17 protein-coding genes and 1 riboswitch are annotated in these 16,895 nt (G+C 69.6%); of the genes, 12 read left to right on the forward strand and 5 right to left on the reverse strand.

Going from position 1 to position 16,895, the window contains the following annotated elements:
* Positions 1 to 24 precede the first annotated feature (24 nt).
* The 5 genes from OTERR_RS01445 to metK all read right to left on the reverse strand — a co-directional run bounded on the left by OTERR_RS01445 (position 25) and on the right by metK (position 5,931).
* Positions 25 to 879 (reverse strand): TlyA family RNA methyltransferase, encoded by an 855-nt coding sequence (locus OTERR_RS01445; protein WP_149424625.1) that lies wholly within the window; start codon positions 877 to 879, stop codon positions 25 to 27.
* Between the two features lie 13 nt (positions 880 to 892).
* Positions 893 to 1,534 carry a LysE family translocator gene (locus tag OTERR_RS01450; protein ID WP_149424626.1) on the reverse strand — a complete coding sequence of 214 codons (642 nt, stop codon included), beginning with the start codon at positions 1,532 to 1,534 and terminating at the stop codon, positions 893 to 895.
* A 163-nt stretch (positions 1,535 to 1,697) separates the two neighbouring features.
* The gene (gene ahcY, locus OTERR_RS01455; protein WP_149424627.1) at positions 1,698 to 3,125 is read right to left on the reverse strand and encodes an adenosylhomocysteinase; all 1,428 of its coding nucleotides are present in this window, start codon (positions 3,123 to 3,125) and stop codon (positions 1,698 to 1,700) included.
* Positions 3,126 to 3,211: 86 nt separating this feature from the next.
* Positions 3,212 to 3,314, reverse strand: a riboswitch (S-adenosyl-L-homocysteine riboswitch).
* 57 nt (positions 3,315 to 3,371) lie between these two features.
* Positions 3,372 to 4,601, reverse strand: a complete 1,230-nt coding sequence (locus tag OTERR_RS01460; RefSeq protein ID WP_149424628.1) for an HD-GYP domain-containing protein — start codon at positions 4,599 to 4,601, stop codon at positions 3,372 to 3,374.
* A 163-nt stretch (positions 4,602 to 4,764) separates the two neighbouring features.
* On the reverse strand, positions 4,765 to 5,931 hold the full coding sequence (gene metK, locus OTERR_RS01465; RefSeq protein ID WP_149424629.1) for a methionine adenosyltransferase: 1,167 nt from the start codon (positions 5,929 to 5,931) through the stop codon (positions 4,765 to 4,767).
* 216 nt (positions 5,932 to 6,147) lie between these two features.
* Between metK and OTERR_RS01470 the strand changes: the two genes are divergently transcribed.
* The 12 genes from OTERR_RS01470 to OTERR_RS01525 all read left to right on the forward strand — a co-directional run bounded on the left by OTERR_RS01470 (position 6,148) and on the right by OTERR_RS01525 (position 16,863).
* Positions 6,148 to 7,062, forward strand: a complete 915-nt coding sequence (locus tag OTERR_RS01470; RefSeq protein ID WP_149424630.1) for a lysophospholipid acyltransferase family protein — start codon at positions 6,148 to 6,150, stop codon at positions 7,060 to 7,062.
* Entirely contained in the window at positions 7,059 to 7,937 is an 879-nt protein-coding gene (locus OTERR_RS01475; RefSeq protein ID WP_054619633.1) for an LpxL/LpxP family acyltransferase, read from the forward strand. Before OTERR_RS01470 ends, OTERR_RS01475 begins: the two co-directional genes overlap by 4 nt.
* A gap of 8 nt (positions 7,938 to 7,945) precedes the next feature.
* The gene (locus OTERR_RS01480) at positions 7,946 to 8,479 is read left to right on the forward strand and encodes a GNAT family N-acetyltransferase (protein ID WP_149424631.1); all 534 of its coding nucleotides are present in this window, start codon (positions 7,946 to 7,948) and stop codon (positions 8,477 to 8,479) included.
* 24 nt (positions 8,480 to 8,503) lie between these two features.
* Positions 8,504 to 9,334, forward strand: coding sequence for a diaminopimelate epimerase (dapF, locus tag OTERR_RS01485; RefSeq protein WP_149424632.1), 831 nt, complete (start codon positions 8,504 to 8,506; stop codon positions 9,332 to 9,334).
* Positions 9,331 to 10,020, forward strand: coding sequence for a DUF484 family protein (locus tag OTERR_RS01490; protein ID WP_223115979.1), 690 nt, complete (start codon positions 9,331 to 9,333; stop codon positions 10,018 to 10,020). Before dapF ends, OTERR_RS01490 begins: the two co-directional genes overlap by 4 nt.
* A 28-nt stretch (positions 10,021 to 10,048) precedes the next feature.
* Positions 10,049 to 11,023: a tyrosine recombinase XerC gene (gene xerC, locus OTERR_RS01495; RefSeq protein ID WP_149424633.1), complete on the forward strand. Its 975-nt coding sequence runs from the start codon at positions 10,049 to 10,051 to the stop codon at positions 11,021 to 11,023.
* Positions 11,020 to 12,186, forward strand: a complete 1,167-nt coding sequence (locus OTERR_RS01500; protein ID WP_149424634.1) for a VIT1/CCC1 transporter family protein — start codon at positions 11,020 to 11,022, stop codon at positions 12,184 to 12,186. The genes xerC and OTERR_RS01500 overlap by 4 nt, the downstream gene beginning before the upstream one ends.
* Positions 12,187 to 12,534: 348 nt before the next feature.
* Entirely contained in the window at positions 12,535 to 13,743 is a 1,209-nt protein-coding gene (locus OTERR_RS01505) for a class I SAM-dependent rRNA methyltransferase (RefSeq protein ID WP_149424635.1), read from the forward strand.
* A 235-nt stretch (positions 13,744 to 13,978) separates the two neighbouring features.
* On the forward strand, positions 13,979 to 14,482 hold the full coding sequence (locus tag OTERR_RS01510) for a Fur family transcriptional regulator (protein WP_149424636.1): 504 nt from the start codon (positions 13,979 to 13,981) through the stop codon (positions 14,480 to 14,482).
* A gap of 4 nt (positions 14,483 to 14,486) precedes the next feature.
* On the forward strand, positions 14,487 to 14,771 hold the full coding sequence (locus OTERR_RS01515; protein WP_149424637.1) for a hypothetical protein: 285 nt from the start codon (positions 14,487 to 14,489) through the stop codon (positions 14,769 to 14,771).
* A complete protein-coding gene (locus OTERR_RS01520; RefSeq protein ID WP_149424638.1) occupies positions 14,768 to 15,775 on the forward strand; it encodes a CobW family GTP-binding protein in 1,008 nt (335 codons plus the stop codon). The genes OTERR_RS01515 and OTERR_RS01520 overlap by 4 nt, the downstream gene beginning before the upstream one ends.
* Positions 15,772 to 16,863: a CobW family GTP-binding protein gene (locus OTERR_RS01525; protein WP_149424639.1), complete on the forward strand. Its 1,092-nt coding sequence runs from the start codon at positions 15,772 to 15,774 to the stop codon at positions 16,861 to 16,863. The genes OTERR_RS01520 and OTERR_RS01525 overlap by 4 nt, the downstream gene beginning before the upstream one ends.
* Positions 16,864 to 16,895: the final 32 nt, after the last annotated feature.

The raw sequence follows: 16,895 nt of genomic DNA on the forward strand, positions 1-16,895 counted from the left end.
GTCGTGGAAAAATGGATTCAGGTGTCAGGCGCGGCCGGCGTGGATGAAGAATTCCCGGTTGCCGTCGCCGCCGGTGATCGGGCTGTCGACGTAGTGGCGCACCGCGAGGCCGAGGTCGGCGGCAGCCGTGCGGATGCGCGCCTCCACCTGGGGGTAGAGGGTTTCATCCTTGACCAGCCCGCCCTTGGCCAGCTTGTCCGGGCCCACCTCGAACTGGGGTTTGACCAGCAGCAGCAGGGCGCCGTCCGGCGCGAGCAGGGCCGGCACCCGGGGCAGGATCAGGGTCAGGGAGATGAACGACAGGTCGCCGACGATCAGGTCGAAGCCGCCGGCGGGAAAGTGCCCGCCCAGGTCGGCCGGGCTCAGGGCCCGGGCGTTGATGCCTTCCAGGGTCACAACCCGGGGATCGCCCGCCAGGCGCGGATGGATCTGGCCGTGGCCTACCTCCACCCCCACCACCCGAGCCGCACCGGCCTGCAGCAGGCAGTCGGTGAAACCGCCGGTGGACTGGCCCAGGTCGAGGCAGGTCAGCCCCGCCGGGTCGATGCCGCAGGCGGTAAGCGCCCCGGCCAGCTTGAGGCCGCCGCGGGAAACGTAGCGGTCCTCGTCGCCGGGCAAAAGTTGCAGCGGCGTGTCGTCGGCCAGTTCCAGGCTGGGTTTGGCCACGGCCTCCCAGCCCTTGCCCAGGTCGGCCAGCACCCGGCCGGCGGCGATCAGGCGCTGGGCGGCGGTGCGCGACTCGGCCAGCCCCCGGGCCACCAGGGCCTGGTCGGCGCGCTGCCGGCCGGCGGGGCGGGGCGGCTTGGCCCCTGCATCGGCGTGCGGCTTGGCGGCGGGGGCGGGGCGCTGGGCGCGGCGGTGGAAGGAGTCCATGGTCATGGCCGGTGCCGGTTCAGCGTTCCGTGCTCAGCAACAGGCGCAGGCCGAGCACCGCCAGGGCAGCGCCGAAGGCCCGCTCCAGCCAGTGGCCGCAGCCCAGGAAGGCGGCGCGCACCCGGGGCTGGGTGAAGAACAGGGTGACCAGGGAAAACCAGGCGAACTGCAACGCCATCAGCCACACGCCATAGGCGGCCAGGCGCGGCAGGGGCGTGGCCGGGCTGAGCACCAGGGTGAACAGGGCGAGGAAGTACAGGGGCGCCTTGGGATTGAGGGCGTTGGTGAGAAAGCCCCGGACCAGGTGGCGCAGGGCCGATTCATGCACGGGGGCGCTGTCCGGCGCGCCGTCGGAGGCGTCCGTCGTTGCCGTGGGCCGGGCACGCAGGCCCTTCCAGCCCAGGTAGAGCAGGTAAGCGCCGCCGGCCAGCTTGAAGGCGGTGAGCCAGGTGGCCGAGTGGGCGATCAGGGCCGCCAGGCCGGCGGCGGAATAGGCGATGTGCACCGATAGCCCGAGGGCGATGCCCAGGCTGGTGAGCAGCCCCGCCCGCCGTCCGGCGAGCAGCGACTGGCGGATCACCATGGCGAAGTCGGGGCCGGGTGTCGCCGCCGCCAGCAGATGCACGGCGGTGAGGGTGGCAAAGGCCGAGAGTCCGTCCATGGTGTGGCTCCGCAGGGGCGCGACGTTAAGGGGCTCAAGTCGCGCAAGGGATTCAAGGGACTTGAGGCGCTTCAGGTGCTTAAGGCCGCGCCAACAGGTGTTTGGGCGCCCGGCCGGGCCCCCGGGGCAATGAAGCCAGGAGGCCGGCCGGGACGCGGGCCGTTTAGTAGCGGTAGTGGTTGGGCTTGAAGGGACCGTTCTTGGGCACGCCGATGTAGGCGGCCTGGGCGTCGGTCAGTTCGGTGAGGTTGGCGCCGATCTTCTTCAGGTGCAGGCGGGCGACCATCTCGTCGAGCTGCTTGGGCAGCACGTACACGCCCACCGGGTACTGCTCGGTCTTGGCGTACAGCTCGATCTGGGCCAGGGTCTGGTTGGCGAAGGAGTTGCTCATGACGAAGCTGGGGTGGCCGGTGGCGCAGCCCAGGTTCACCAGGCGGCCTTCGGCCAGCAGGATCAGGCGCTTGCCGTCGGGGAAGATGATGTGGTCCACCTGGGGCTTGATGTTCTCCCACTCGTACTGGCGCAGGCTGGCGACTTCGATCTCGGAGTCGAAGTGGCCGATGTTGCAGACGATGGCGTTGTTCTTCATCGCCTTCATGTGGTCGTGGGTGATCACGCCGACGTTGCCGGTGGTGGTGACGAAGATGTCGCCCAGGGCGGCGGCTTCGTCCATGGTCACCACGCGGTAGCCTTCCATGGCGGCTTGCAGGGCGCAGATGGGGTCGATCTCGGTGACCCAGACGGTGGCGCCGAGGCCGCGCAGGGACTGGGCGCAGCCCTTGCCCACGTCGCCGTAGCCGAGCACCACGCCGATCTTGCCGGCGATCATCACGTCGGTGGCGCGCTTGATGCCGTCCACCAGGGACTCGCGGCAGCCGTAGAGGTTGTCGAACTTGGACTTGGTGACCGAGTCGTTCACGTTGATGGCGGGGAACTTCAGCTCGCCCTTGGCGTGCATCTGGTAGAGGCGGTGCACCCCGGTGGTGGTTTCCTCGGTGACGCCCTTGATCTGGGCCAGGCGGGTGGAATACCAGGTGGGGTCGGTCTTCAGCTTGGCCTTGATGCTGGCGAACAGCACCACGGCTTCCTCGCTATCCGGGTTGTCGAGCACGGACAGATCCTTTTCGGCCCGGGCGCCCAGGTGCAGCAGCAGGGTGGCGTCGCCGCCGTCGTCGAGGATCATGTTGCTGAAGACTTTTTCACCATTCGCCGCCGCCGGCCACTCGAAGATGCGGTGGGTGTAGTCCCAATAGTCTTCCAGGGATTCGCCCTTGATGGCGAACACCGGCACGCCGCTGGCGGCGATGGCGGCGGCAGCGTGGTCCTGGGTCGAGAAGATGTTGCAGGAGGCCCAGCGCACTTCGGCGCCCAGGGCGGTCAGGGTCTCGATCAGCACCGCCGTCTGGATGGTCATGTGCAGGGAGCCGGTGATGCGGGCGCCCTTCAGGGGCTGCTTGGCGGAAAATTCTTCGCGGATCGCCATCAGACCGGGCATTTCGGTCTCGGCAATGCGGATTTCCTTGCGGCCCCAGTCGGCCAGGGAGAGGTCGGCGACGCAGAAGTCGCCCTTGAGGTCAGCCACAGCGTTCATTGAGAACTCCGGATCGTGTGGCCGGGGGGATGGGGGTGCGGCAGTCTGCTCACCCGTCTCCGAACCCGGCAGGGTTGAAAGACATGCATGGGTGAGCGCCGTTGACCTGGGCGCCGCGGCTGGGTGCCGGACGCCTTCCGAGCCTGACCGGACGCCCACGGCGGACCGGCTGCAACGCTCCTCGGAAGAACGCGGATGATACGTCCCCGGCGCGGTTTGCTCAATGCCGGTGCTGCCGACGCGAACCTAGAGCGGTTCGGCGGGGCCGCCCCACAACTGGTTGAGGTCGGGGAAGTTCCACTTGTCCGGATCTTCCCGGCCGGCGATCTTCTCGCGGCAGCCGGGTTGGCCCAGATCCACCACTTCCGGACGGATGCGCGCCTGGGCCTTGGTCGAGTAGAACACCTTGAGGCGCGGCACCAGCAGGGATTTCGGGTTCTGCTCCATGACGATCCCCAGGCGGCCCGATTCGAGGCGCACCAGGGAACCCACCGGGTAGATGCCCACGGTCTTGACGAAGGCTTTGAACACCGCCGGGTCGAAGTGCCCCTCGGCCCATTCGGCCATCTTGCGCAGGGACTCGGCCGGGTCCCAGCCGGATTTGTAGGGGCGGTTCGAGGTGATCGCGTCGTAGACGTCGCAGACCGCACCCATCTTGGCGTAGAGGCTGATCTGCTCGCCCTTGAGGCGCTCCGGGTAGCCGCTGCCGTCGATCTTTTCGTGGTGATGCAGGCACACGTCCAGGGTGACGTCGCTGACCCCGGTGCCGGCCAGCAGCATGGCGTGGCCCTCGGCCGGATGGCTCTTCACGGCGAGGAATTCGGCGTCGGTGAGCTTGCCCGGCTTGTTGAGGATGGCCGGGTCGATGGCCATCTTGCCCAGGTCGTGGAGCAGGCCGGCCATGCCGGCCTCGCGTGCTTCGGCTTCGCTCAGGCCCAGCTCCCGGGCCAGGGCGATCATCAGGGCACAGACCGCCACCGAGTGCATGTAGGTGTAGTCGTCGGCGGTCTTGAGCCGGGCCAGGCTGATCAGGGCGCCCGGGTTGCGCAGCACCGAATTGGAAATCTCGTCCACCAGGGGTTGGGCGTTGGCCGCGTCCAGGGCCTTGCCCATGCGCGCTTCCTGGAACATGGAGGTGACCGCCTGGCGGGCCTTGGCGCAGATCTTGGCGGCCCGGTCGAGCTCGGCACTCATCGACACCTTTTCCACCGGGACCGGGCCGTTGCTGGCGGCCTGGAGCAGATCCCGCTCCACCGCCGCGTCGGACTCCTCCTTGGCCTGGCCTTCGGCCACATCCAGGCCCTGGGCGGTATCGATCCACACTTCACGGATGCTGCTGTCGAGCAGGCGGTCGATGTCCTGGGGGTCTTCGAGCAGGAAGGCGGAGCGCCAGAAGGGGTGCTCCATCCAGGATCCACAGAGTTCGTGCAGGTACATGCCGACGCGCAGGTGGTCGACGGAGATTCGCTTGAGCATGGCGTATGAAAAATGAATAGCCGGCCTATTTTATAGGCGAACGCTCAAGGCGAAAAAGAAATACGCCACGCTGGAGTGCGGATGCGACAACGGGGTGCCGTGGCCCCCCGTTGGGTTATTGCGCGGGCGCAGCGTGGCGGCCGTTGCCGGCCGCCAGTGCGGCTTACAGCCCGGCGGCGGCGCGCAAGGCCTGGGCCTTGTCGGTGGCTTCCCAGGTGAATTCCGGCTCGTCCCGGCCGAAGTGGCCGTAGGCGGCGGTCTTCTGGTAGATCGGGCGCAGCAGGTCGAGCATCTGCACGATGCCCTTGGGGCGCAGGTCGAAGTGGGCGCGCACCAGTTCGGTCAGCTTCTCGTTGCTCACCTTGCCGGTACCGAAGGTCTCGACCATGATCGAGGTCGGCTGGGCCACGCCGATGGCGTAGGACACCTGCACCAGGCACTTGCTGGCCAGGCCGGCGGCGACGATGTTCTTGGCGACATAGCGGCCGGCGTAGGCGGCGGAACGGTCCACCTTGGAGGGATCCTTGCCGGAGAAGGCGCCGCCGCCGTGGGGAGCGGCACCGCCGTAGGTGTCGACGATGATCTTGCGACCGGTCAGGCCGCAGTCGCCTTGCGGGCCACCGATGACGAAGCGACCGGTGGGGTTCACCAGGTACTTGATCTCGCCCTTGATCAGCTCCTTGGGCAGCACCGGCTTGATCACGTCCTCGATCACCGCCTCGCGCAGACTGTCCAAGGGGATGTCCGGGGAGTGCTGGGTGGACAACACCACGGTGTCGATGGCTACCGGCTTACCATCCTCGTAGCGGATGGTGACTTGGGACTTGGCGTCCGGGCGCAGCCAGGGCAGGCGGCCGTCGCGGCGCAGCAGGGACTGGCGCTCCACCAGACGGTGGGACAGGTAGATCGGCAGGGGCATCAGGGACGGGGTTTCGTCACAGGCGTAGCCGAACATCAGGCCCTGGTCGCCGGCGCCCTGGTCGAGGCCGTCGTCGTGGGCCTTGTCCACGCCCTGGGCGATGTCCGGGCTCTGCTTGTCGTAGGCCACCAGCACGGCGCAGCCCTTGTAGTCGATGCCGTACTCGGTGTTGTCGTAGCCGATGCGGCGGATGGTGTCCCGGGCCACCTGGATGTAGTCCACGTTGGCGTGGGTGGTGATCTCGCCGGCCAGCACCACCAGACCGGTGTTGCACAGGGTTTCGGCGGCGACGCGGGCCTTGGGGTCCTGGGTCAGGATGGCGTCCAGGATGGCGTCGGAAATCTGGTCCGCGACTTTGTCGGGGTGGCCTTCGGAGACGGACTCCGAGGTGAAGAAGTAGCTGTTCGACATGGGTGGTGCACGCTCCAAAAACAAAATCCCCGGATTGTTGCCGGCGTACCGGCTCCGGGGATGCGAGCGGTGACGCTTTAGCAGTATTTGTACCGATTCAGCCTGTGTTTCCGGCCCCGGTTCCGCCCTGCAAGTTGTCCGTTTAACTCGGCGGTCCGATAATTCTCGCTTTTTGGCCGTCCCCGGTCAAGCCAACGGTCAGCAAAGACCCTACTCATGTCCCTGATTTACCGCCTTATTTTCAAAGGTCTGGCCTGTCTTCCCCTGCCCCTGCTGCACGGCGCCGGCGCCCTGCTCGGGCGCTTGGCCTACCGCCTGTCGCCCCGCACCCGGGCCCAGACCCGGGCCAATCTGGTCCAGGCCTTCGGTGCCGCCGAGGCCGACCGGTTGCTGCCGACGGTGATGGCCGAATCCGGCAAGGGAGCCTTCGAGTTGCCCACGACCTGGCTGTCCAGCCTGGAGGCGGTGACCGACCGGGTGAAGCAGGTCAGTGGCTGGGAGCACGTGGCCGAGGCCCAGGCCCGGGGCAAGGGAGTGATCTTCCTTACGCCCCATCTGGGGTGCTTCGAGATCGCCGCCCAGTACCTGGCCCGCCATGCCCACGGGGTGCCGATCACCGTGCTGTACCGGGAACCGAAGCAAGCCTGGCTGAAGGAATTTCTCCTCGCCGGGCGCGTGCGTGGCGAGCGCATGAAAGTTGCCGCCGCCGACCTGGCCGGGGTGCGCAGCCTGATCCGCGCCCTGAAGCACAAGGAGATGGTCGGCCTGCTGCCCGACCAGGCCCCCGGCGCCGGCCAGGGCGAGTGGCTGCCCTTCTTCGGCCGTCCCGCCTACACCATGACCCTGGCGGCGCGCCTGACCGAAACCGGCGCCGCCACCCTGTTCGTGTACATGGAGCGCCTGCCCGGCGGCCAGGGCTACCACTACCACATCCGTCCTCCGCTCACGCCCCTGGAAGGCGATACCGTGGCCCGCGCCGCCCAGATCAACCGGGAGGTGGAGGCCATGATCCGGGAATGCCCTGCCCAGTACCTGTGGTCCTATAACCGCTACAAGCAGCCGTCCGGCGCGCCGCCCGCACCGGAGGCCAATGCCGCTGCACCCATGAACTCACCGCCGACCGCCCCATGAGCAAATTCTTCACCTACCTCGCCCTGGGCCTGCTCTGGTTGCTGCACTGGCTGCCCCTGCCCGCTTTCGTCGCCATCGGCCGCGGGCTCGGCTGGCTGCTCTTCTGGCTGGCTGCGCCGCGCCGCAAGGTGGTGCGCATCAACCTCAAGCTGTGCTTCCCCCACCTCTCCGAGGCCGAGCGGGAGCGCCTCGCCAAGGATCACTTCGCCATGGTGGCGCGCAGCTTCCTCGAGCGCAGCATCCTGTGGTTTGCTCCGGAAGCGCGCATCCGCCGCCTGGTGCGCTTCAAGAACCAGGAGCGCTTCGATGCCCTGGTTGGCCAACCGGTGATCCTGCTCGCTCCCCACTTCGTCGGCCTGGACTGGGGCGGCGCACGCATCGCCATGAGCTACGACTGCGCCAGCATGTACGCCCACCAGAAGAACCCGATCCTGGACAAGTGGCTGCTGCACGGCCGCACCCGCTTCGGCGACCAGCAGCTGCTGTCGCGCCAGGACGGGGTGCGCGGCATTGCCCGGGCGCTCAAGGCCCACCGGCCGTTCTACTACCTGCCGGACATGGATTACGGTCCCCGGGATTCGATCTTCGTGCCCTTCTTCGGCGTCCAGACCGCCACCATCTCCGGCCTGCCCCGGCTGGCCACCCTGGGCCGGGCGACGGTGCTGCCAGTGGTCACCCGGGCCCTGCCCAACGGCGCCGGCTATGAAGTGGAATTCGGTGAGCCGTGGACCGACTACCCCACCGACGACCTGGAAGCCGACACCCGGCGCATGAATGCCGAGATCGAACGCTGGGTGCTGACCATGCCCGAGCAGTACTACTGGGTGCACAAGCGCTTCAAGACTCGCCCCCCGGGCGAGCCGCGCATCTACTGAGGACGGCCATGAGCAGCATTTCACGCCTGCCCGCCGGCACCGCCATCCGCCCCATGGACGCGGCCGACATCGGCCCGGTGGCCGAATTGGCCCGGCGCATCTGGCAGGCCACCTACCCGGGCATCATCACCCAGGACCAGATCGACTACATGCTGGCGCAGCGCTACAACGCCACGGTGCTGGCCGAGGAGCTGGGCCGGGACGACGTGGCCTGGGACGTGCTGTGGCGCGATGGGGCGCGCATCGGTTTCGCCGCCACCTTGTTTCCGCCGGAGGGTGAAGCCGAGGCCAAGCTCGACAAGCTCTATCTGGATCCGACCCACCAGCGCGGCGGCCTGGGCGGGGCCCTGATCGCCCATGTGGCGGAACGGGCGGCCGCCCGGGGGTGCCAAACCCTCGTCCTGGCGGTCAACAAGCACAACGCCCCGGCCATCGGCGCCTATCGCAAGCACGGCTTTACCGTGCGCGAGTCCGTGACCAAGGACATCGGCCACGGCTTCGTCATGGACGACTTTATAATGGCTCGCAATCTATCCCGGTGATCCGGGCCTCAACCTCCTGCACTCATGAATCTCAAATTTTCCAAGATGCATGGCCTGGGCAACGACTTCGTCGTCATCGACGGCGTGCGCCAGACCGTGAACCTAAGCTCCGCCCAGGTGCGCGCCCTGGCCGACCGCCACTTCGGCGTCGGCTGCGACCAGTTGCTGCTGGTGGAGCCCGCCAGCCAGCCCGGCGTCGATTTCCGCTACCGCATCTTCAACGCCGACGGCGGCGAGGTCGAGCAGTGCGGCAACGGCGCCCGCTGCTTCGTGCGCTTCGTGCACGACCAGGGCCTGACCGCCAAGCGTGCCATCCGCGTCGAGACCCAGAAAGGCATCATCGAGCCGCGCCTCAACGACGACGGCGAGGTCACGGTGGACATGGGCGTGCCCGTGTTCGAACCGGACCAGGTGCCCTTCGTCAGCCCCAGCCGGGAAGTGGCCCAGTCCCTCCAGGTGGGTGACGAGGAAGTGCAGATCACCGCCGTGTCCATGGGCAACCCCCACGCCGTGCAGGTGGTGGCCGACGTGGACCGCGCCCCGGTGGAGCGCCAGGGGCCGATCATCGAATCCCACCCGCGCTTCCCCAAGCGGGTCAACGCCGGCTTCATGCAGGTGGTGGATCGCCATTCCATCCGCCTGCGTGTCTATGAGCGCGGCGCTGGCGAGACCCTGGCCTGCGGTACCGGCGCCTGTGCCGCCGTGGTCGCCGGCATCGCCCGGGGCCTGCTCGATTCCCCGGTCCGGGTCGAGACCCGGGGCGGCTTCCTTTCTATTGCCTGGGGCGGGGAGGGCACCCCGGTGCTCATGACCGGCCCGGCCGTCACCGTCTTTTCCGGAGAAATCACCCTATGAGCGCCTCCACCGCCGCCCTGCGCGCCGAAGATGTCGCCCACTACCTGCAGAACCACCCTCAGTTCTTCGAGGACTACGCCGACCTGATGGCCCGGGTGGTGATCCCCCACCCCCACGGCGGGCGGGCGATCTCCATCACCGAGCGGCAGATGCTCACCCTGCGCGAGCAGAGCCGCAGCCTGGAAGGCCGGCTGATGGAGCTGATGCGCTACGGCGAGCAGAACGACGCCATCTCGGAAAAGCTGCACCGTCTGGCCGTCTCCCTGGTGGCCGCCGCCTCGCCCCTGGCGGTGGTGAATGGGGTGTATCTGCAACTCAAGGAAGACTTCGAGATCCCCCACGTTGCCCTGCGCCTGTGGGAGACCCCGGCCGGCCTGGGTGAGGGCGCCGAACTGCCCGATTTCCTGGCCTGCGGCGAGGAGCTGGCGGTGTTCGCCGAAACCCTGGGCAAGCCCTACTGCGGTGCCGCCCACGGTTTCGAGACCTCTTCCTGGTTCGGCCCCAGCGCGCCCCATATCCGCTCCCAGGCCCTGATCGCCCTGCGCAGCGGCGGCGCCACTCTGGGCATGATCGCCCTGGGCAGCGAGGATGCCGAACGCTTCTATGCCGACATGGGCACCCTCTACCTGGAGCGCCTCGGCGAGCTGGTTTCCGCTGCCATCCTGCGGGTGACCCGCCCCGCCTGAGGCGTGGGCGTTTCGTCCCCGATCCGCCATGGCGCGCAAGGCGGCACCTCCTGACAGCGCCGCGGCGGTCGAGCTGGCCCCGGTGCCGGAAGACGTCGCCCGGGTGGCGGCCTTCTGTGCCGAACTGCGCGACCAGCGCCGCGCCTCGCCCCACACCGTGGCTAACTACGGCCGCGATGTGACCCGTCTGGCCAGCCTGGCCGCCGGCCTGCCGACGCCGTTGCCGCTGACCGCCCTGGAAGGGCACCACATCCGCCGCTTTGCCGCCAAGCTGCACGGCGAGGGCTTGTCCGGGCGCTCAATCGCCCGGCTGCTCTCCTCCTGGCGTGGCTTCTACCGTTGGCTGGTGGCCCGGGGCGGGCCGGCGGCCAACCCGGTGGAAGGGGTGCGCGCGCCGAAATCGCCGCAACGCCTGCCCAAGGTGCTCTCCCCGGACGAGGCCGGGCGGCTGCTCGATGGCCAGGATTACGCCGGCGACGGGGCCGACGAGCGCCTGCTCTGCCGCGACCTGGCCATGTTCGAGCTGTTCTATTCCTCGGGGCTGCGCCTGTCGGAACTGACCGGCCTCAACCTGGACTGCCTGGCCGACCTGGCCGGCGGCGAGGTGCGGGTGCTAGGCAAGCGCGCCAAGCCACGCATCGTCCCGGTGGGTGCGGCGGCGCGCCGTGCCATCGACGCCTGGCTGGCGGTGCGCGGCGAGTTGGCCAAGCCTGACGAGCCGGCCCTGTTCGTCTCGCGTCGCGGTACCCGCCTGTCCGACCGCATGGTGGCGGCCCGTCTCGACCAGCGGGCGCGCCGCCTCGGCCTGGAGGTGCACGTCCATCCCCACATGCTGCGCCACTCCTTCGCCTCCCACGTGCTGCAATCCTCCGGCGACCTGCGTGCCGTGCAGGAGATGCTCGGCCACGCCAGCATCGCCTCGACCCAGGTCTACACCCACCTGGACTTCCAGCACCTGGCCAAGGTGTACGACGCCGCCCACCCCCGGGCCAAGCGCAAATGAGCATCCCGGACGACTCCGCTGCGTGGGGCGGTCGCGCCAACCCCGACGACTTGCGCCGCTACCGGCGCAACCTGCAGAGCGAGGTGGACAGCGCCGCCCTGTACCGGGCCATGGCCGACCACGAGCCCCAGCCCGAACTGGCCGACGTGTACCGTCGCCTGGCCCAGGTGGAAGAGGCCCATGTCGAGTTCTGGTGCCGCCGCTTGGTCAAGGCCGGCGTCCAGCGCCCGCCCCTGCTGCCCTCCTGGCGCGCCCGGGTGCTGATGGCCCTGGCCCGGCGCCTGGGGGCCAAGACCGTGCTGCCGGTGGTGGCCGCCCAGGAGAGCCAGGACCGCGCCACCTACGACGCCCAGCGCGAGGCCAGCGGCACCCAGATGCCCGCCCAGGAGCGGTCCCACGCCCGCCTGCTCGCCCGCCTGGCGTCCCCGGGCGGGGCGACCTGGGATGGTGGCGCCTATGCCCGGCTCGAAGGCCGCCACGGCGCCGGCGGCGGCAACGCCCTGCGTGCTGCCGTGCTGGGGGCCAACGACGGGCTGGTGTCCACCTTCAGCCTGGTGATGGGGGTGGCCGGCGCCCAGTTCGAGTCGTCCACCGTGCTTGCCACCGGCCTGGCCGGCATGCTCGCCGGGGCCTGCTCCATGGCCATGGGCGAGTGGGTCTCGGTGCAGAGCAGCCGCGAGATGTACGCCCGGCAGATCGCCGCCGAGGCCGACGAACTGGCCGAGGTGCCCGCCGAGGAACAGGCCGAATTGGCCCTGATCTACCGGGCCAAGGGCTTCGAGGCCGCCGAGGCCGAGGCCATCGCCGCCCGGGTGATCGCCGACAAGGACACCGCCCTCGACACCCTGGCCCGGGAGGAACTGGGCATCAATCCGGACGACCTGGGCGGTTCCGCCGGTAACGCCGCGGCGGCCTCCTTCGTCGTTTTCCTGGTGGGAGCGCTGGTGCCGGTGCTGCCGCTTTTTTATCTCGACGGCCAGGCGGCCATCGTCGGCAGTGCCGTGGCCAGCGCCCTGGGTCTGTTCGCCATCGGCGCTGGCATTTCCCTGTTCACCGGCCGCCACGCCGCCTGGTCCGGGCTGCGCCAACTGGCCATCGGCCTGGCCGCCGCGGCGGTGACCTACGGCGCCGGGCGCGGGCTGGAAGGGATGTTCGGCGGCTGAGCGTTCCCCGCGCGCGGCGCCGTGGCGTGCATGGCGCCCGTGGCCTGTCGTGAATGCCGCGGGGCCTGGCGAGTTCTGATGCGCCCGGCGCTGCCACGGCGCATTGGGGGCCCCGATGAGGATCACCCGTACCGCCGTCAGGCGCAGACCCCGCCGTGCTGCAATCCAGCCCGGCTCGGCATTGATCCGACCTGGACCAGCGCGTGCCGCTGGCTTCCCCTGCCGCGGGTCAGTACACTCCGCCCTTCGCCGCGGCCCTGGCCGCGCGTCTCCAACGTATTGCGCGCATTCCAAGCATCCTACCCATTCCCGCTGCGCCGGATTTCCCCCGTTTCCTGAAAGACCCCCATGGCCCAACTCGTCCTCCTGCCCGGCAAGGATCGCTCCCTGCGGCGCCGCCACCCCTGGATCTTCGCCGGCTCGGTCGGCCGCCTGGAGGGCCGGGCCCGGCCCGGGGACACGGTGGAGGTGCTGGCCGACGACGGCACGCCCCTCGGCCGGGGCGCCTACAGCCCCAAGTCCCAGATCCGGGTGCGCATGTGGACCTTTGACGCCGCCGAGTCCATCGACGACGCCTTCTTCAAGCGCCGCATCGCCGCCGCCGTGGCCCGCCGCCAGGCCCTGCCCGAGCTGGCCGCCGACCTGGGGCCGGAAGGCGGGGTGCGCCTGCTCCACGCCGAATCCGACGGCCTGCCCGGGGTGATCGCCGACCGCTACGGCGACACGGTGGTGGTGCAGCTGACCAGCGCCGGGGCCGACAAGTGGCGCAAGGCCATCGTCCACGCCCTGCTCCAGGCCGGCGCCCCCCTGGGGGTGACCCGGGTCTATGAGCGCTCCGATTCCGACGTGCGCGCCATGGAAGGGCTGGAGCCCACCACCGGCTGGCTGGCCGGGGAGGGGGAAGCGCCACTTTCCATCGTCGAGAACGGCGTGCGCCTCGGCGTGGATGTGGCCAGTGGCCACAAGACCGGCTTCTACCTGGACCAGCGCGAGAACCGCCTGCTCACCGGCCAGCTGGCCAAAGGCAAGCGGGTGCTCAACTGCTTCTGCTACACCGGCGGCTTCTCGCTGCAAGCCCTGGCCGGCGGTGCCGAGCAGGTGGTGTCGGTGGATTCTTCCGGCCCGGCCCTGGAACAGGCCAAGCGCAACCTGGCCCTCAACCCCGGGCTCGACCCGGCCCGGGCCGAGTGGCGCGAGGCCGACGTGTTCGAGGAGCTGCGCGCCATCCGCAAGTCCGGCGAGCAGTTCGACCTGATCATCCTCGACCCGCCCAAGTTCGCCCCTTCGGCGGCCCACGCCGAGCGCGCCTCCCGGGCCTACAAGGACATCAACCTGCTGGCCCTGCGCCTGCTGCCCCCGGGCGGCCTGCTGCTCACCTATTCCTGCTCCGGCGGTATCGGCGTGGACCTCTTCCAGAAGATCGTCGCCGGCGCCGCCAGCGACGCCGGGCGTGACGCCCGCATCCTGCGTCGCCTGGCCGGGGGCCCGGACCACCCGGTGGCCCTGGCCTTCCCCGAGGGCGAATACCTGAAGGGGCTGCTGGTCCAGGTCGACTGAGGTAAAGAAGGCGACGGCGACGGCGGACTCCGGCTTCCGGCCATCGCCAAACCCCGCGCCAATAGGGCATCTTCGGGCATGGGTCGTGGAACGCCGCGTCCTGCAAGGCGTTCCCGGCAGGGGCCGTGAAAATGCCCGTCCCTTCTAGGGATTACGGCAGAGGGTAGGGCAGCACGCTGTAAGCACAGTTGCAACAATGTTGCATTTGCAGTTGTGTGGCGTTTATCATGACGCCATGACTGCGCTCGATCCGACTTCTGTTCCGGCCCCTGCCGATCGTACTGACCACGCTGACGCCGCTCCGCCCGCGGCCGACGCCCCCATCGCCTCCCCGGCGGCCGCCGCCCTGCGCGCCATCGGCGCCCGGGTCACCCCGGCCCGGGTGCGGGTGCTGACCCTGCTGCGCGAGGCGCCGGCGCCCCTGTCCCACCACGACGTGGAAACCGCCCTGGGCCCCGATGCCGGCGACCGGGTGACCCTGTACCGGGTGCTCGACTGGCTGGCCGAGGCCGGCCTGGCCACCCGGGGCGTGGACGCCTCCCGGGTGACCCGCTACGCCGCCGCCCGGGACGGCCAGCACCAGAACCACCTGCACTTCCATTGCGACGGCTGCGGCCAGGTGTATTGCCTGGATACCCCGCCGCCGCCGCCGCCGGCCCTGCCCGAGGGCTTCCAGCTGCAACGGGCCGAGCTCGACCTGCACGGCCAGTGCCAGCGTTGCACCAGCGAGCGGGACTGAGGCCGTGGCGCTTTCCTACGCTCCCGCCGTGCTGCTGGCCGGTAACCCGATCCCCGCGCCCCCGGCTACCGCGGTTGCCATCGCCCTGTTGGCGGTTCTCTTGGGCGGCGCGTTGCTGTTGCGCCAAGCCGCGCTGCGTTCCGGCCCCTGCGGCGGTGGTCCGGCCTGCTCCGGGTGCGGGCTTGCTGGCGTAGCCATCGCGGCCTTCGTTGCCTTCGTGGCCTTCGTGGCCTTCGTGGCCGCGGCCCTGGCGCTTCTTCTTCACCTCGCCGCCGGAGCCTGCCCGTGAGCCGCACCGCCCCCATTCCCGTCACCCTGCTCACCGGCTTTCTCGGCGCGGGCAAGACCACCCTGCTCAACCGCATCCTGACCGAGCGCCACGGCGAGCGCATCGCCGTGATCGAGAACGAGTTCGGCGAAGTGGGCGTGGACAACGAACTGCTGCTCGGGTCCGACGAGACCATCGTCGAGATGAACAACGGCTGCATCTGCTGCACCGTGCGCGGCGACCTGATCCGCATCCTCACCGACCTGGCGATCCGCCGCGAGGCCGGTCTGATCGACTTTGCCCGGGTGATCATCGAGACCACCGGCCTGGCCGACCCGGGACCGGTGGCTCAGACCTTCTTTGCCGACGAGGACGTGGCACGCTGCTACAAGCTCGACGCGGTGGTGACGGTGGTGGACGCGATGCACGGCGCCGCCCAGCTCGACGCCCACGGCGAGGCCCGGGCCCAGGCCGGCTTCGCCGACCGGCTACTACTGTCCAAGACCGACCTGGCCGAACCGGCGGCCCTGGCGGCGCTGACCGCCCGGCTGCGCGCCATCAACCCCCGGGCCCGGCTGATGGACGCTCCCTTCGGCAACGCGCCCCTGGACGCCCTGCTCGACGTGCGCGGTTTCGACCTGGACGCCATCTTGGAGGTGGCGCCGGACTTCCTCACGTCCCACCACCACCATCACCAGGACGACATCGGCGCCTTCGTCTTCGAGGCCGAGCGGGACTTCGATGGGGCCCGCCTGGAGGACTTCCTCGGCGGCCTGGTGATGGTCTACGGCAACGACCTGCTGCGCTACAAGGGCGTGCTGGCCATGGCCGGGCGGCCCGAGCGGATCGTCTTCCAGGGCGTGCACATGATGATGGGCGGCACCCCGGAAGGCGTCTGGCCGGCGGGTCAGCCGCGCCGCTCGCGCTTCGTCTTCATCGGCCGCAACCTGCCCCGGGAGCTGCTCGAACGAGGCCTGACCGGCTGCCTGCAAAAACCCGTCCCTGCCGCCGAGGTCGGGCAATGAGCACGTCGGCTGTCGACCGGCGCATCCCGGTCACCCTGCTCACCGGCTTTCTCGGCGCCGGCAAGACCACCCTGCTCAACCGTCTGCTCAAGACTCCCGCCTTTGCCGGGGCGGCGGTGCTGATCAACGAGTTCGGCGAGGTCGGCGTCGATCATCATCTGGTGGAGAAAATCGACGAGAACCTGATGGTGCTCGACTCGGGGTGCCTGTGCTGCACCGTGCGCGGCGACCTGACCCGCAGCCTCAAGGATCTGTTCATGCGCGCCCTGCGCCGCCAGGTGCCGCCGATCACCCGGGTGCTGATCGAAACCACCGGCCTGGCCGACCCGGCGCCGGTGATCTACACCCTCCTCGAAGACTTTTTCCTCGCCGAGCGCTACCGCCTCGACGGCGTGCTTACCGTGGTCGATGCCCTCAATGGTGCCGCCACCCTGGGCGCCTACCGGGAGGCGGTGAAGCAGGTGGCCATGGCCGACCGGTTGCTCCTGACCAAGTGCGACCTGGCGGCCGCCGCGGACATCGCCGCCCTGCGCCCGCTGCTGGCCAAGCTCAACCCGGGGGGCGAGGTCGTCGCGCTCGGCGCCGGCCCCCTCGATCCGGCGCCCTTCTGCAACCTGGGCCTGTTCGATACGGCAGGCAAGAGCGCCGACGTGGGCCGCTGGCTGGCCGACGAAGCGGTGCGCGGGGGCGGCCCGGCCCATGCCCACCCCCACGACCCCAACCGCCACAGCGACCGGGTGCGTGCCTTCGTCCTGCGCTTTGAGGCGCCGGTGACCTGGGGCGAATTCACCGAGGCCCTGGACGTGCTGCTTAGCACCTGCGGCGAGCGCATTCTGCGGCTCAAGGGGCTGGTGGCGGTGGCCGGCGAGGAGGCGCCCCGGGTGGTCCACGCCGTGCAGCACCTGCGCTACCCGGAAACCCGCCTGTCGGCTTGGCCGGCGCGGCCACCCTACGACGACCGGGCGACCCGCCTGGTGTGCATCGTGGACAACCTGCCCCAGGAATACGTGGAAGGCGCCTTCCGCCTCTTTTGCGGCGCGCGCGACTGCCCCGCGCCGGCGGGCGCGGCGGCCACCCCGCCCGCCTGACCCTTCCCGAATCCGCCAGACGTAACCCGAGA

Origin of the sequence: Oryzomicrobium terrae (genome assembly GCF_008274805.1) — a bacterium.
GTDB classification, from domain to species: Bacteria; Pseudomonadota; Gammaproteobacteria; order Burkholderiales; family Rhodocyclaceae; genus Oryzomicrobium; species Oryzomicrobium terrae.

Bases quoted from the DNA above. Each gene is read 5' to 3' on its own strand.
- OTERR_RS01445 (WP_149424625.1), bottom strand. From the start codon at position 879: ATGACCATGGACTCCTTCCACCGCCGCGCCCAGCGCCCCGCCCCCGCC.
- OTERR_RS01450 (WP_149424626.1), bottom strand. From the start codon at position 1,534: ATGGACGGACTCTCGGCCTTTGCCACCCTCACCGCCGTGCATCTGCTG.
- ahcY (WP_149424627.1), bottom strand. From the start codon at position 3,125: ATGAACGCTGTGGCTGACCTCAAGGGCGACTTCTGCGTCGCCGACCTC.
- OTERR_RS01460 (WP_149424628.1), bottom strand. From the start codon at position 4,601: ATGCTCAAGCGAATCTCCGTCGACCACCTGCGCGTCGGCATGTACCTG.
- metK (WP_149424629.1), bottom strand. From the start codon at position 5,931: ATGTCGAACAGCTACTTCTTCACCTCGGAGTCCGTCTCCGAAGGCCAC.
- OTERR_RS01470 (WP_149424630.1), top strand. From the start codon at position 6,148: ATGTCCCTGATTTACCGCCTTATTTTCAAAGGTCTGGCCTGTCTTCCC.
- OTERR_RS01475 (WP_054619633.1), top strand. From the start codon at position 7,059: ATGAGCAAATTCTTCACCTACCTCGCCCTGGGCCTGCTCTGGTTGCTG.
- OTERR_RS01480 (WP_149424631.1), top strand. From the start codon at position 7,946: ATGAGCAGCATTTCACGCCTGCCCGCCGGCACCGCCATCCGCCCCATG.
- dapF (WP_149424632.1), top strand. From the start codon at position 8,504: ATGAATCTCAAATTTTCCAAGATGCATGGCCTGGGCAACGACTTCGTC.
- OTERR_RS01490 (WP_223115979.1), top strand. From the start codon at position 9,331: ATGAGCGCCTCCACCGCCGCCCTGCGCGCCGAAGATGTCGCCCACTAC.
- xerC (WP_149424633.1), top strand. From the start codon at position 10,049: ATGGCGCGCAAGGCGGCACCTCCTGACAGCGCCGCGGCGGTCGAGCTG.
- OTERR_RS01500 (WP_149424634.1), top strand. From the start codon at position 11,020: ATGAGCATCCCGGACGACTCCGCTGCGTGGGGCGGTCGCGCCAACCCC.
- OTERR_RS01505 (WP_149424635.1), top strand. From the start codon at position 12,535: ATGGCCCAACTCGTCCTCCTGCCCGGCAAGGATCGCTCCCTGCGGCGC.
- OTERR_RS01510 (WP_149424636.1), top strand. From the start codon at position 13,979: ATGACTGCGCTCGATCCGACTTCTGTTCCGGCCCCTGCCGATCGTACT.
- OTERR_RS01525 (WP_149424639.1), top strand. From the start codon at position 15,772: ATGAGCACGTCGGCTGTCGACCGGCGCATCCCGGTCACCCTGCTCACC.